The 13,614-nt window shown below is 71.8% G+C and carries 13 protein-coding genes; all 13 read right to left on the bottom strand.

What is annotated here, in order from left to right:
• Positions 1-13: 13 nt before the first annotated feature.
• Positions 14-2,338, bottom strand: a complete 2,325-nt coding sequence (locus ACFVYF_RS10830) for an ATP-binding cassette domain-containing protein (protein WP_389454703.1) — start codon at positions 2,336-2,338, stop codon at positions 14-16.
• A gap of 487 nt (positions 2,339-2,825) precedes the next feature.
• Positions 2,826-3,359: a hypothetical protein gene (locus ACFVYF_RS10825; protein ID WP_389454083.1), complete on the bottom strand. Its 534-nt coding sequence runs from the start codon at positions 3,357-3,359 to the stop codon at positions 2,826-2,828.
• A gap of 93 nt (positions 3,360-3,452) precedes the next feature.
• Positions 3,453-4,238, bottom strand: a complete 786-nt coding sequence (locus ACFVYF_RS10820; RefSeq protein ID WP_389454080.1) for a thioesterase II family protein — start codon at positions 4,236-4,238, stop codon at positions 3,453-3,455.
• Complete coding sequence (locus ACFVYF_RS10815) at positions 4,235-5,503, bottom strand: multidrug effflux MFS transporter (RefSeq protein WP_389454077.1); 1,269 nt, start codon at positions 5,501-5,503, stop codon at positions 4,235-4,237. The genes ACFVYF_RS10820 and ACFVYF_RS10815 overlap by 4 nt, the downstream gene beginning before the upstream one ends.
• Positions 5,500-7,119 carry an FAD/NAD(P)-binding protein gene (locus ACFVYF_RS10810; RefSeq protein WP_389454074.1) on the bottom strand — a complete coding sequence of 540 codons (1,620 nt, stop codon included), beginning with the start codon at positions 7,117-7,119 and terminating at the stop codon, positions 5,500-5,502. Before ACFVYF_RS10810 ends, ACFVYF_RS10815 begins: the two co-directional genes overlap by 4 nt.
• 173 nt (positions 7,120-7,292) lie before the next feature.
• Positions 7,293-8,546 (bottom strand): MFS transporter, encoded by a 1,254-nt coding sequence (locus ACFVYF_RS10805; protein WP_389454071.1) that lies wholly within the window; start codon positions 8,544-8,546, stop codon positions 7,293-7,295.
• 92 nt (positions 8,547-8,638) lie between these two features.
• A complete protein-coding gene (locus tag ACFVYF_RS10800; protein ID WP_389454068.1) occupies positions 8,639-9,037 on the bottom strand; it encodes a carboxymuconolactone decarboxylase family protein in 399 nt (132 codons plus the stop codon).
• Positions 9,038-9,305: 268 nt separating this feature from the next.
• Entirely contained in the window at positions 9,306-10,325 is a 1,020-nt protein-coding gene (locus ACFVYF_RS10795) for an aldo/keto reductase (RefSeq protein ID WP_389454065.1), read from the bottom strand.
• A 49-nt stretch (positions 10,326-10,374) separates the two neighbouring features.
• Positions 10,375-10,584, bottom strand: a complete 210-nt coding sequence (locus tag ACFVYF_RS10790; RefSeq protein WP_383277548.1) for a 4-oxalocrotonate tautomerase family protein — start codon at positions 10,582-10,584, stop codon at positions 10,375-10,377.
• A gap of 245 nt (positions 10,585-10,829) precedes the next feature.
• Positions 10,830-11,681: a hypothetical protein gene (locus ACFVYF_RS10785; RefSeq protein ID WP_389454062.1), complete on the bottom strand. Its 852-nt coding sequence runs from the start codon at positions 11,679-11,681 to the stop codon at positions 10,830-10,832.
• Between the two features lie 6 nt (positions 11,682-11,687).
• Entirely contained in the window at positions 11,688-12,314 is a 627-nt protein-coding gene (locus tag ACFVYF_RS10780; RefSeq protein ID WP_389454059.1) for a hypothetical protein, read from the bottom strand.
• Between the two features lie 106 nt (positions 12,315-12,420).
• Complete coding sequence (locus tag ACFVYF_RS10775) at positions 12,421-12,795, bottom strand: YciI family protein (protein WP_389454056.1); 375 nt, start codon at positions 12,793-12,795, stop codon at positions 12,421-12,423.
• A complete protein-coding gene (locus ACFVYF_RS10770) occupies positions 12,792-13,589 on the bottom strand; it encodes an AfsA-related hotdog domain-containing protein (protein WP_389454052.1) in 798 nt (265 codons plus the stop codon). The genes ACFVYF_RS10775 and ACFVYF_RS10770 overlap by 4 nt, the downstream gene beginning before the upstream one ends.
• Between the last annotated feature and the right edge of the window lie 25 nt (positions 13,590-13,614).

Raw genomic sequence — 13,614 nt, 5'->3', positions numbered from 1 at the left:
TCACACCACGGGCTCAGCCCACATACCCCGCCAAGTGCTCGCCCGTGAGCGTCGAGCGGGCGGTGACGAGGTCGGCCGGGGTGCCCTCGAAGACGATGCGGCCGCCGTCGTGGCCGGCGCCGGGGCCGAGGTCGATGATCCAGTCGGCGTGGGCCATGACCGCCTGGTGGTGCTCGACGACGATGACGGACTTCCCGGAGTCGACGAGCCGGTCCAGCAGGGCGAGCAGCTGCTCGACGTCGGCGAGGTGCAGGCCGTTGGTCGGCTCGTCGAGGACGTAGACGCCGCCCTTCTCGGACATGTGCGTGGCCAGCTTGAGCCGCTGGCGCTCGCCGCCGGACAGGGTGGTGAGCGGCTGGCCGAGGCTGAGGTAGCCGAGCCCGACGTCGACGAGCCGGCCGAGGATGCGCTGCGCGGCCGGCGTGTGCGCCTCCCCGGAGCCGAAGAACTCCTCGGCCTCGGTCACCGACATCGCGAGCACCTCGCTGATGTCGCGGCCGCCGAGGTGGTAGTCGAGGACCGCTGCCTGGAACCGCTTCCCCTCGCACTCCTCGCAGGGCGTGGCGACGCCGGCCATCATCGCCAGGTCGGTGTAGACGACCCCGGCGCCGTTGCACGTGGGGCAGGCGCCCTCGGAGTTGGCGCTGAACAGGGCCGGCTTCACACCGTTGGTCTTCGCGAACGCCTTGCGGATCGGGTCGAGCAGTCCGGTGTACGTCGCCGGGTTGCTGCGCCGGGAGCCCTTGATCGCTCCCTGGTCGACCGACACCACGCCCGCGCCGGCGGGGATCGAACCGTGCACGAGCGAACTCTTGCCGGAGCCGGCGACGCCGGTGACGACGGCGAGCACACCGAGGGGGATGTCGACGTCGACGCCCCGCAGGTTGTTCGCCGTCGCGCCGCGGATCTCCAGGGTGCCGGTGGGCTTGCGAACCGTCTCCTTGACGGCGGACCGGTCGTCGAAATGGCGGCCGGTGACGGTGCCGGCGGTGCGCAGGCCCTCGACCGTGCCCTCGAAGCAGACCGTGCCGCCTCCCGTACCCGCCCCGGGGCCGAGGTCGACGACGTGGTCGGCGATCGCGATGACCTCCGGCTTGTGCTCCACGACCAGCACGGTGTTGCCCTTGTCCCGCAGCCGCAGCAGCAGGCCGTTCATCCGCTGGATGTCGTGGGGGTGCAGGCCCGCGGTCGGCTCGTCGAAAACGTACGTGACGTCGGTGAGCGAGGAGCCGAGGTGGCGGATCATCTTGACGCGCTGCGCCTCACCGCCGGACAGCGTGCCCGCCGGCCGGTCGAGCGAGAGATAGCCGAGGCCGATCTCCACGAACGAGTCGAGGGTCTGCTGGAGCGCGGAGAGCAGCGGCGCCACCGACGGTTCGTCGAGACCGCGGACCCATTCGGCCAGATCGCGGATCTCCATCGCGCAGGCGTCGGCGATGGAGATCTTCTTGATCTTCGACGACCGGGCCCCCTCGCTGAGCCGGGTGCCCTCGCACTCGGGGCAGACGGTGAAGGTGACCGCCCGCTCCACGAACGCCCGGATGTGCGGCTGCAGCGCCTCCTTGTCCTTGGACAGGAACGACTTCTGGATCTTGGGGATGAGGCCTTCGTAGGTCAGGTTGACGCCGTTGACCTTGACCTTGACCGGCTCCCCGTAGAGGAAGTCCTGCAATTCCTTCTTGGTGTACTCGCGGATCGGCTTGTCCGGGTCGACGAAGCCGGACTGCGCGTAGACCTGCACGGTCCACTGACTGTCCGACTTCCAGCCGGGGATGGTGAACGCGCCCTCGGCGAGCGACTTGGAGTCGTCGTAGAGCTGGGTGAGGTCGATGTCGGAGACCGCGCCGCGGCCCTCGCAGCGCGTACACATGCCGCCGGTGCGGTTGTAGGTCGCCTTCACCGTCTTCTTGTCACCGCGCTCCACGGTGATCGCGCCGCTCGCCCGGACCGAGGCGGTGTTGAAGGAGTACGCGCTGGGCGGTCCGATGTGCGGCTCGCCGAGCCGGCTGAACAGGATCCGCAGCATCGCGTTGGCGTCGGTGGCGGTGCCGACCGTGGAGCGGGGGTCGGCGCCCATCCGCTGCTGGTCCACGGTGATCGCGGTGGTCACGCCTTCGAGTACGTCGACCTCGGGCCGCGCGAGCGTGGGCATGAAGCCCTGGACGAAGGCGCTGTAGGTCTCGTTGATCAGCCGCTGCGACTCCGCGGCGATCGTGTTGAACACCAGCGAGCTCTTGCCCGAGCCGGAGACACCGGTGAACACCGTCAGACGGCGCTTCGGGATCTCGATGCTGACGTCTTTGAGGTTGTTCTCCCGCGCCCCGTGCACACGGATCATGTCGTGCGTGTCGGCGACGTGCGGCTCTGCCGACCGCGCGTCGGCGGCATGCGGCGCAGCCGACTGCGTATCGGCGGCGTGCGGCTCAGCCGGCCCCGTGTCGGCGGCGTGCGGCGCAGGCGACTGCGGGTGCGTGTCCGTCCTCGTGGCCCTGCTCATCGTGTCTCCATCTGTCGGACGGGGCCGCCCTCGCGGTCTCCGTCGGCATCGCCTGGCTCGATCCGCCCAGCCTCGCACAGCACGTACGGTTCGCCCTTCGCTCCACCCGAGGAAGCCCCCGGCCCTGGCCCGCACGTGCTCACGTCCACGGCACTCACGCTAGCCGGGGCCCGGGCTACGGCGCTTCTCGAATACTGACCGGTCCGGGCACGGGGGCCGCCGGGGCCGCCGGGGCCGCCGGGCAGGTGTCTCCGCTCGGATCTCGCGCGGATGTCGCAGCCAACGCCTGCGTTGAAGCCAAAGGCGCACGCAGGGCGCCCCGGCGGCGTCACACATCTCTGGGATCTCGTCCAAGGGTGGCCGGATCTTCGCTGCGCAGTCGGAACGCCGCGTTCACGCCCAGGCTCTTGCGTGCCGCAACGTAGTACTCGTCGCGCTTCTGCTGGAACTGCAGGAACGCGCGCGTCCAGTCCTCCGCCGTACCGGCTCTCATGTCACGGACGAACTGCTCCAGCGCCCACGCATGGCGTTGCAACGCCCTGGCGGCGGAGATGGTGTCGGCGTCTCCCATGAGGAGGACGGCCTCGAACGCGTACCCGCGCTCCAGTTCGGCCTCGGCCAACCGCTCCAGACCGGCTTGCGGTTCCAGGGGCTGGGGAAGGTCGAAGAGGCCTTTGCCGGCTGCCAGACGGCCTGCCAGCGAAGTGAATTTCTTGATGGCGTCGGCGTACCGGAGATACGCCTCCAGGCGGCGCTCGTCCCAACGTGTCGAGAGCTGCCGGCGCCACCGCGATCGCTCCATCGCGGCTCCGCCCACGTAGGAGGCGGCCGCGCCCACGAGCACGCCGATCAAGGTGAACAACTCGCCTGACATGTCCCCCGCCGATCAGGTAGGCACCGCAGGGACACTACGACTGGTCGACGCGCCGCGCCACAAGCCGGAAGCTCCGCACAGTCATTCCGCAGGCGGCGCCCCCACCGTGACCGACGCCGACGCCCCGCAGCCCTCGATCACCGCCCGTGTCACCTCGGGGCGGTGTTGCTGGAGGTAGAAGTGGCCGCCGGGGTAGAGGTGGAGGCCCTGCCAGTGGCGGGTCGTGGGGTGCCAGGCGGTGAGGTGGGCGGGGGGTGTTGTGGGGTCGGCGGTGCCGCCGAAGGCGGTGAGGGGGGTGCGGAGGGGCGGGCGGGGCGGGTTCGGGGCCGGGTTTGCTCGCCAGGTGTCGACCAGGTGGAGGTCGCTGCGGAGGAGGCCGGCGAACATCCGCCATACCGTGGGGTGTTCGAGGATCTCCGGCGGAGTTCCGCCGGCCCGGCGGGCCCAGGTGCGCAGGGCGTCGTCGTCGAGCAGGTGCCGGTCGCCGGGCTGGGCCGCGGTCCGGGTGGGGGCGGCGCAGGCCGAGACGCCGAGCCAGCGGGGTCCGGGCTCGCCGTGTTCGGCGAGGCGGTGGGCCGTCTCGTACGCGGCCAGGGCTCCCATGCTGTGGCCGAAGAACGCGTACGGACGGTCGAGCCACGGCAGCAGCCCCTGCCGGCAGAAGTCGGCGAGTTCGCCGAGGGTCCGCGCGGGCGGGGCGTCGGCCGCCTGCCCCCTGCCCGGTGCGTCCAGCAGGCAGATCTCCCAGTCGTCCGGGAAATCGTCCGACGTCGCCCAGTCCGCGTAGAACCGGGCGGATCCGCCCGCGTGGTGGAACAGGAACAGCCGCATCGCCGGACGCGCCACCGGGCGCGGGCGCGTGATCACGCGCCCGCCCGCAGCCGCCGTACCGGCGACGGCGCCTTCGCGGCGGAGGCGGCCACCCCGCCCTTGCCGGAAGGCGCCGGTCCCCCGCGGGACAGCAGCGCATAGCCGGCCAGCGCCCAGCAGGGTGCGGCGATGAGGAGGGCGGACGGTACGGCGCCGGGGTGGTGGACCAGGGAGGCGAGTTGGCCGTAGAGCGCGCCGGAGGCCATCTGCGTGGCGAAGAACAGGCCCGAGGCGAGTCCCGCGTGCGCGCCGACCGCCTCCAGGGAGCTGGCCTGCGCCGTGGGGAAGACGGCGCCCACGCCCACCATCACCGCGGCCATCCCGGCCGTGAACGCCACCGGGCTGGCCGGCAGCGCGGCCGCCAGCGCGACCAGTCCCGCCGCCGCCACGCCCGCCCAGACGGCGGCGGTCCGCATGGTCCGTACGGTCGTCCAGCGGCCCACCGCCCGCCGGGCCGCGGTGCTGCCGGCCACGTAACCGAGCACCACGCACCCGTACGCCGTCGCGAACCCGACCGGGCCCATGCCCATCCGGCCCTGGAGCAGCAGGGAGGACAGCAGGGTGAAGACGAAGTAGCCGCACCAGGCGAGGCTGATGGTGATCGCGGCGGCCCGGAACGGGCGGTTGCGCAGGATCTCGCGGCAGCCACGCAGGACATGGCCCGGGGAGAGCGGCACGATGGTCTCGCGCCGCAGGGTCTCCGGCACGGCGCGGGCCACGGCGGCGAACATCAGCACCCCGGCCACCAGCATGACCGCGAAGCAGGCGCGCCACGAAAGCGACGCCACGAGCACCCCGCCGAGCAGCGGCGACACGGCCGGCGTGATCGCGAGCCCGGTGGAGAGGTACGTCAGCGCGGTGACCCGGCGGCGCGGCTCCATGACGTCCTTGACGATCAGACGGGCCACGACGGTGCCCGCGCAGCCGCCCAGCGCCTGCAGAAAGCGCAGCACGTCGAGCTGCCAGACCTGGTCGGCGACCAGCGAACCGCAGGTGACGACGGTGAACAGGGTCAGCCCGCCAAGCAGCACCGGTCGCCGCCCGTAGCGGTCGGCGAGCAGTCCCGCGCAGAGCATGCTGAGCGCGTACCCGGCCATGTACGCGACCAGGGTCTGCTGGATCGCCGCCTCCGTGGAACCGAGGTCGGTGGCCATCCGGGGCAGCGCGGGGACGTACATGCCCACGGCGAGCTGGGGCAGACACACCAGCGCGACGAGTACGGCGATCGGCGCGACCGAGGCGGTCCGGGCGCCGGGGCTCACGCCGCCACCTCCAGCGGGGCGCGTGCCGGGCGGGCCGCGGGCAGCAGCAGCCGGGCCATGCGCTCGGCCTGGCGGGCGACCATCTCCATGGAGCTGGTGTAGTAGAAGCTGCCGGCCGTGAGGTTGCCGAGGGCGTGGATGCGCGGGTCGGGGGTGCCGGCGGCGCTGATGAGCTCGTGGTCGTCGGTGACGGCGACGCCGCCGAAGCGGTGCGGGGTGGCCAGACCCTGGTTGATCAGGGCAGCGGTGAGCGGCATGGCCCGCAGTCCGTCCACTCCCGGGTCGGGCCCGATGGCGCTGATGACGACGTCGAACTCCTGTATGTACGGGTCCGGTTCGGCGCGGTTCCCCTCGCTCAGTACGGCGTAGTGGGTGCCGTCCGAGTAGGCGCCGACGTGACGCAGGCCGCCGCTCACCCGCAGCGCGCCGCTGTCCAGGAGGGCGCTCAGCTTGTGCGCGTTGACGCGTGGCATGGGGTTGCGCAGGTTCATCAACGGCCGGTGGTAGCGCTCGTGCAGGAGTCGGCGTGCGGCCGGGTTCAGCAGCCGCCAGGCCGTCTCGACGGCCGGGTTGGTCGCCGCGAGCACCTGCTGCCAGGCGGCGATGTCCGCGTCCGCGCCCGCCAGTTGGCGGCGCAGGGCGCCGGCCGGGTCGTCGCAGCGCCGGGCCCGCTCCAGTACGTCGGCGAGCGGCGGCAGTCCCTCCGCGTCGCGCTGCAACAGCTCGGCCAGGTCGTGCAGTTCGAGTCCGCCGCGGGCCGCGGCGAGCCGGGCCAGGTGCTCCGCGGTGAAGTGGACGGGCCGGACCGCGGGCAGCTCGGCGCGTACCCGGGGCAGCATGCCGGTGCGGGAGAGCAGGTGCAGGGGCCGGCGCAGGCCCGCGTCGGTCAGCGCCACCGCGATGTCGACGGCGGTGAGGCCCGTGCCGAGCACGGCCACCGACGCGTCGGCGGGCACGGACCGGACCAGCCGGTTCAGCGGGAACGGGTCGCGGTGGTAACCGGGGGTGCCCTCCAGGTTGTACAGGTCGGGCTGCGGGGGTGCCCCCATGGCCAGCACCAGGCGGCCGACGGCCCACGTCTGCCGGTCCCGGGTCAGCAGCTGGATCGGCTCGTCGGGGGCCGCGAGCAGGTTGACGACCTCGTCGTGGACGACCTCCACCCGGGTGCCGAGGGCGCGCAGCCGGCGCACGGCCGTGGTGAACTGCGTCCCCAGATACGTGCCGAAGGTGCTGCGCGCCGGGAACGTCCCGGACGCCTCGTCCAGGGCCGCCCCGGGGCCCGGCCCCTCTGCCGCCCGCCACCGGGCGAAGTGCCCCGGGTCGGTGGCCGACACCGACATGGCGGCGGCCTCGCGGTTGATACGCGCCGACGGCAGGTCGTCACGGTAGACGGAGCCGGGGCCCGTCGTCCGCGACCGTTCGAAGACCAGCACGCTGTCCGGCAGTTCGCGCCGTATCGCCGGCGACCCCTCCGCCCGCTCGGCCAGCGACCACAGAAGCGCCGTCGCCGCCCCGCCGCCACCGACGACGCCGAGCGTCCGGGACGGCGACGCGGCCACGGCTGCGGGTTTTTCGAGAACCTGGTGGTCGGGCTGGATCGGCGTCGGGTGCGGCACGGCGGGTCTCCTGTCGGTCCTCGGTCTGTCCGGGCTGGTCGGGGCGGTCGGGGCGGTCGGGGCGGTCTTCGTCGTACGGATGGGGCGTGCTGCGTACGTGGGCGTGCGGGCGGGCACACCACGGGCCCGTGCCGGTCGTACATACGGAGCGGCACGGGCCCAGGTGCGTCGGGCTACGCGTCGGAGCGCTGCTTGCCGACGGCCGCCGCGATGAGCGCGGCCACGGCGAACCCGCCGGCGATCCAGGTGACGCTGGCCAGGCCGATGTGGTCGACGACCAGACCGCCCAGCAGGGAGCCGAGCGCGATCGAGCCGTTGAACGAGGTGATGTAGAGCGAGGAGGCGGAGTCGGTCTGCCCCTTGGCGGACTGCATCACCCAGGTCTGCAGGCAGACCGGCAGGGCAGCGTAGGCCAGACCCCACACGATGAGCACGGGGTAGGCGACGTACGAGACGTCCTTCAGGGCGGCGAAGACGAGCAGGGCCGCTGCCATCGCGCCGACCGCGCCGAGCAGGGACTTGCGCAGCGAGCGGGCGACGGTGGCGCCGGCCACGAAGTTGCCGAGCACGCCGGCGATGCCGAAGACCAGCAGCAGGACGCTGATCAGGCCGGAGTCGAGGCCGGTCTCGTCCTCGAGGTACGGGGCGACGAACGTGAAGGCCAGGTAGTGGCCGATCATGGTCAGCGTGGTGACGAGCAGGGCCGTGACCAGCGGACGGTGGCGCAGCAGGGCGGGCAGGGCGCGGACGTCGGCGCGTCCCTGGGAGGGCAGCATCGGCAGCAGGGTCAGTGCACCCAGCATGACGAGGGCGCCGAGTCCGGCCATGGCGTAGAACGCGACCTGCCAGTGCGTCTGCTGGCCCAGGAAGGTGCCGAGCGGGACGCCGAGCACCGAGGCGATGGAGATGCCGGACAGCACGATCGCCGTGGCCTTCACGGTGTGCCGCTCGGGGACGAGACGGACGGTGGTACCGGGCACCGTCGACCAGAACACGCCGTGGGCGAAGCCCATCAGGATGCGGGCGGCGATGAGCACGGTGTAGTTCGGGGCGATGGCGGTGACGATGTTGCCGGCCACGACGACCGACATCAGGCCGGTGATCAGCCAGCGGCGGTCGATGCGGCCGAACAGCACGGTCAGCGGCACGGCGGTGAGCGCGGCGACGGCTCCGTACAGGGTCACGGTCAGGCCCGCGACACCGTTCGAGACGCCGACGTCCTTGGCGATGGGTGGCAGCAGGCCGACCGGCAGCAGTTCGGAGGTCACGATGGCGAACACACCGAGGCCGAGGGTCAGGACGGACAGCCAGCGGACGAGCGCGCTGCGGGCCGAGGGGTCCTGCCCGGCGGCGGGTGCGACACCGGCGGACGGGCGGGCGGGCGCTTCGTCGAGCGTCGCCCGGATTTCCGTGGGTGAGGTGGTCACTGGGTTCTCCAAGACTTCGAGGAGGCGGAAGGGAGGCACAAGGGAGCGGAAGGAAGAGGGGACGGAGGAGACACGGGAAGAAGGCGGAACGGCTAGGCGGCTTCGGCAGGCGGCAGGACCCGCTTGGCCACGTTCAGCGCGTTCATCACGCGGGGGATGCCGGCGTAGGCGGTGACGTGGGTGAGCAGCGCGACGATCTCGGCCCGGGTGGCACCCGCGCGCAGCGTGGCGCGCAGATGCGTCTCCAGCTGGGGCTCACAGCCGCCGAGCGTGGTGAGGATGGCCAAGGTCGCCAACTGGCGGGTGCGCAGGTCGAGTTCGGGGCGTCCGACGATGTCGCCGAAGATGTACTCGACGACGGTGTGCCCGAAGCGCTCGTCCAGGGGGGCGACACCGGCGATGACGGCGTCGGGGTCGATCCCCAGCGTGCGCATCACCTCCGCGCCGTGCGCTTCTCGCTCGCTGACGACCGGTGCGGCCTCGGTGGACATGGGATTCCCTTCGTGGGGTGACTGGACGGAACAGAACGGAACGGCGCGGGGCCGTACGGGCGGGGGTCTAGGGGGCGGACGCGCCCGGAGCGCCATACGGGCAGGGGGTCTACGAGACGGACGCGCCCGGAGCGCCATACGGGCAGGGGTGTACGGGACCGATGCGCCGGGGCGCCATACGGGCAGGGATGTACGGGACGGACGCGCCGGGGGGCGGATACGGGCAGGGGTGTACGAGGCTGACGGGCCCCGCGGGACGGGAAGTGAGTTACCTGGTGGCCGGCATGATCGCGGCCGGGTACCGCTCGCCCACCACGTGCTCGGCACGGAACGCCTCGTCGAGCGCGGCGAGTTCGTCGGCCTTGAGCTCGACGGCCGCGGCGGCGGTGTTCTGCGCGAGGTAGGTCAGGCGCTTGGTGCCGGGGATCGGCACGATGTCCTCGCCCTGGGCGAGCACCCAGGCCAGGGCGACCTGTCCGGGCGTGGCACCGTGCGCGTCGGCGATCGCGCCGACCTGGTCCAGCAGGGGCAGGTTCCCCTCCAGGCCGCCGTCGGCGAAGCGCGGGTTGCCGCGCCGGAAGTCGTCCGCGGGCAGGGTGTCCAGGGTGCGTACGGCACCGGTGAGGAAGCCGCGGCCGAGCGGCGAGTAGGCGACCAGGCCGACGCCCAGCTCGCGGGCGGCGCCCAGCACCCCGTCGTCGATCACGTTGCGGGTCCACAGCGAGAACTCGCTCTGTACGGCCGCGACGGGGTGCACGGCGTGCGCCCGGCGCAGGTTGGCAGCGCTCACCTCGCTCAGCCCGATGTGGCGGATCTTGCCCTCGGCGACGAACTCGGCGAGGGCGCCGACGGTGTCCTCGATGGGGGTCGTGCCGTCGAGCCGGTGGACGTAGTACAGGTCGATGGTGTCGACGCCGAGGCGGCGCAGCGAGGCCTCGACGGCCTGCCGGGCGTAGGCCGGGCCGCTGTCGTTCCAGCGCTTGCCGTCGGCCAGCCGGATGCCGAACTTCGTCGCGAGGGTCACCTCGTCGCGGCGGCCGCGGATGGCCTTGCCGACGAGCTCCTCGTTGTGGCCGACGCCGTACATGTCGGCGGTGTCGATGAGCGTCGTGCCGGCGTCGAGGGCGGCCTGGATCACCTCGATGGAGCGGGTGTCGTCGGCGGGGCCGTAGTACCCGCCGCTCATCCCCATGCATCCCAGGCCGATCGCTCCGACGAGCGGCCCCTGGGCACCGATCCGGCGCTGCGGTCCGGCGAGCGCGGGAACCTCGGCGACTGTGTCTGTCATGGTCTTCATTCCTCTTTCGTGGGGGGAGCGAGCGGGTGGGCCGGGCGGGTCAGCGCCGCCTGCTGAGTTCCGCGAAGTCCGGGTCGGAGCCGAGTGCGCCGGCCTCGCCCCAGCGGTTCGCGGGTACTTCGGTCAGATAGACGGTGATCTTGTCGAGCGGCAGCCCCAGGACCTTCTGGGTGGTCGCCGTGATCTCCTCGATCAGCTGCTTCGCGGCTTCGTCGCTCTGCTTCCAGACAGTGACGTGAATGACAGGCATGGCAGTACCTCCGAGTGTTCTCGGTTTGATGAGAAAGTTGCTGGAAATTCCGCGCCACCTGTCGGCCATTTCAGGGTAGTTGGGCCGCGGGTGGCGTACAACGCCGAATTCAAGTACCCCGGGCGGGCAGCCCGGAAAGGCTGCCCGAATGGTGCGACTGATTGGTGTGGCCGAATGGCCTGCCCGGGTGGGGTGGCCGGTCGGCTACCCCACCCGGTGCGGCCACCTCACCCGGTCCGGCGACGTCAGCCGGCGGTCGTGACGAACTCGTGGAAACTCGGCGTCTGCAGCTTGAGCTGGGCATGGATGTCCCCGCCGAGCCCGTAGAAGCCGATCGCACCGCCGTAGTTCTGCTGGTAACTCATCCACAGCAGCACCACATTGACAATGCGCTTGGGGCCGGGCGCGCCTTTTGCCGGAAAGGGGTTGGGCAGCGTCGCACGGTAATTCCCCTTGCCGCCGGCGTCCGCCATGAAGACATTCGGTACGCCGAGCGGGCCGGGGCGGGAAGGGCCGACCGGAGCCGGTGCGAGGTCGTTCTCACGCAGCGACATCACGGTGTACATGCTGTCGGGTACGAGACCGGAGAATTCGAAACGGAATTCCGCGGCGCGGCCGTTGTCGGTCAGCGCCACCTCCAGCCAGCCCTGCGCCTGGACCCACTGTCCGAGCGTCACCGGCTCCGTGACCCGCCGGCCGTCCTCAGGACGGAAGTCGGGGATCGGCACCTCGTGGAAGGGGTAGCTGGGCCGGCGTACGGAGTTGGCCTGCGGGGACTGCTCGGGGGCGAACAGCATCGGGTAGTTGTTGATGGGCAGCGGCAGCGGCAGGGTGTGCAGCACCATGTCGCGGTCAGCGGGAGTGAGTTGCTCCGGCAGTTCGCGCACGATGCGGTACGGGGTGTTCTCGCCGTGCGGGGGCATCGGGCTGTCGGGGGACACGATGGCGCGTCCCCACTCGGAGGTGACGGACCCGTCCGGGCCAGGCCGGTTCACGCGCCCGATGACCACGAAGTTGCCGTCGGGGTCCATCACTTCACTGGGCGGGTAGGTCGGTCCCTGGGTGGTCAGGCTGAGTTCATACGTGTTCGAGCGCATCCCGCATCAGTCCTCGACGCGCGCGTACGTCTTGGTGAACAGACCGCCCTGGCCGCCCACGGGCACGATGTACTTCTCGCGGACCTCATCGAGGATCGACTCGTACGCGGGGGTCTTGAACACGCCGTTGTGCTGGGCGGGTTCGCAGCTGAAGCCGGCCACGAAGAGCACGCCGGGCTCGGTGCTGAGCAGCGAGTGGTAGGCGAGGAATATCTCCGACTCGGGGGCCGAGCGCACCGTCTCGAAGATCGTCCGGTCGCGCCACTCGCGGTAGTCGGCGAGCACCGGCGGCTTGACCTCGACGCGGCGCAGCTGGACATAGGGGGTGGCGGGCAGGTCGTCGTCGGTGTCCTTGGGCGCCTCGACGAACTCCTGGACCTGGCGCCGGAAGTCACCAGCCGCGTACGGGGCGACGGCGTCCCACAGCTCGCGCCACTCCTCGCGCAGCGCGATCAGCTCCTCCATGCCGGCGAGCGGGCGCAGTTCGAGGAGGGTGTCGGTGCCCTCGGCGGACCGGTAGAGCCGGGCGCCGGACGGGCGGGCCGTGTGGTGCCCGAGCCAGGCCTTGGCGGCCTGGTCCGTGTCGGCGGGCCGTACGGGCACTTCGGTGACGAGCAGAAGACGTGCGGACATGGTTCGTAAACCCTTCTGTGGACTCTGGGGAAGCCAGGGGAAGTTGGGGGAAGCCAGGGGAAGTTGGGGATGCTCGGAAGCTGGGATAGCCGGGGACTCGGGGGTGTCAGCGGGCCGGATCCATCACCGGCGAAGGCGACGACGAGGACGAGGACGAGGACGACAGTGACGGCTCCTCCGGGATGCGGACGGGTGAACGGTCCGACAGCCGCAGCACATTGATGCGTACGTCCTGCCAGACACCGCCCGACAGGAAGGGATCGGCGTCGACCCACGCCTGGACGGTCGCCCGGTCCGGCGCGTGCAGGACGAACAGGCTGCCGACCTGGCGCTCACCGTCGTCGGCGAGCAGCGGCCCGTACAGCAGCGGCCGCAGGGCGGCGGCGCCGAGCCGCGCGGAGTGTTCGGCGCGCAGGGCCCGGCGACGCTCGGCGGCGCCGGGCCCGTCGGTGCAGTGGACGCTCCACAGCACGGCGGTCACCGCCCCGCGGCGGCGCCGGCCAGGACCGGTTCCGCGGCGACGGCCTCGGCGGCTGCCAGCCCCTGGCGGACCGCCGTACGCGCGGCCATGACCTCCTGCTTCTCGGCGAACCGCTGCGGGATGACGCGGATCTCCACGGTGAACTCCGCGGCGGTCTCGCCGCCCTGGCGGACCGAGACGGTGAACGCGATGGACTGTCCGACCGGGGTGCGTTCCCGTCCGCGCAGCCGGTACTCGAGGGTCGCCGGCAGCGGGAAGACGAACCGGTGGAAGGCCGAGGCGATGGAGCTGATCACGAACCGGGTCGGCGGTCCGTCGTCGAGCAGGAACTGCTCGGTCACCACCGTCCAGGTCTGGCGGGCGGCCTCCAGCAGCGTGACGGCCGGAATGTGCAGTCCGGTGAGATGGTCCGCGAGCACCTCGACCCGCTGGTCGAGCAGGAGAGCGGCGCGGTATCCGCCGTCGCCCGTCTCCTCGACCGGTCCGATCAGGACGTTCTTCGCGTCGTGCTTGTGGGTGAGCCGCTGCTCGACATGAGCCGGCACCTCACCCTGGCGTATGAAGACGCTGCCGCGGTTCATCGCGGCGAGCACGGACAGCTCGCTCAACTGGTCGGCGCTGAGCCCCTGTCCGACCGAGACGGCGAGCTCCCGGGGGATGTCCCCGGTGCGCAGCCGGGCCAGCAGATCGCTCGCGGCGATGGTGCCGCGCAGGGCCAGGAACTCCGTGAAGCGGTCCCCGACCACCACCACGGACGCGCGCTCCACGCCTCGTTCCACGGTCGTGTCCGACATCGCTTGCACTCCTTTCGTCGGTGTG

This window comes from Streptomyces sp. NPDC058274 (genome assembly GCF_042881375.1).
GTDB lineage: Bacteria > Actinomycetota > Actinomycetes > Streptomycetales > Streptomycetaceae > Streptomyces.
Note: the sequence above shows the minus strand (reverse complement) of the source record. Positions and strands in the feature narration are given on the sequence as shown.

What these genes read in the sequence shown, in the direction of transcription:
- ACFVYF_RS10780 (WP_389454059.1), bottom strand. Translation starts at nt 12,314, where the DNA reads ATGTCCGCACGTCTTCTGCTCGTCACCGAAGTGCCCGTACGGCCCGCC.
- ACFVYF_RS10770 (WP_389454052.1), bottom strand. Translation starts at nt 13,589, where the DNA reads ATGTCGGACACGACCGTGGAACGAGGCGTGGAGCGCGCGTCCGTGGTG.
- ACFVYF_RS10800 (WP_389454068.1), bottom strand. Translation starts at nt 9,037, where the DNA reads ATGTCCACCGAGGCCGCACCGGTCGTCAGCGAGCGAGAAGCGCACGGC.
- ACFVYF_RS10830 (WP_389454703.1), bottom strand. Translation starts at nt 2,338, where the DNA reads ATGATCCGTGTGCACGGGGCGCGGGAGAACAACCTCAAAGACGTCAGC.
- ACFVYF_RS10790 (WP_383277548.1), bottom strand. Translation starts at nt 10,584, where the DNA reads ATGCCTGTCATTCACGTCACTGTCTGGAAGCAGAGCGACGAAGCCGCG.
- ACFVYF_RS10795 (WP_389454065.1), bottom strand. Translation starts at nt 10,325, where the DNA reads ATGACAGACACAGTCGCCGAGGTTCCCGCGCTCGCCGGACCGCAGCGC.
- ACFVYF_RS10785 (WP_389454062.1), bottom strand. Translation starts at nt 11,681, where the DNA reads ATGCGCTCGAACACGTATGAACTCAGCCTGACCACCCAGGGACCGACC.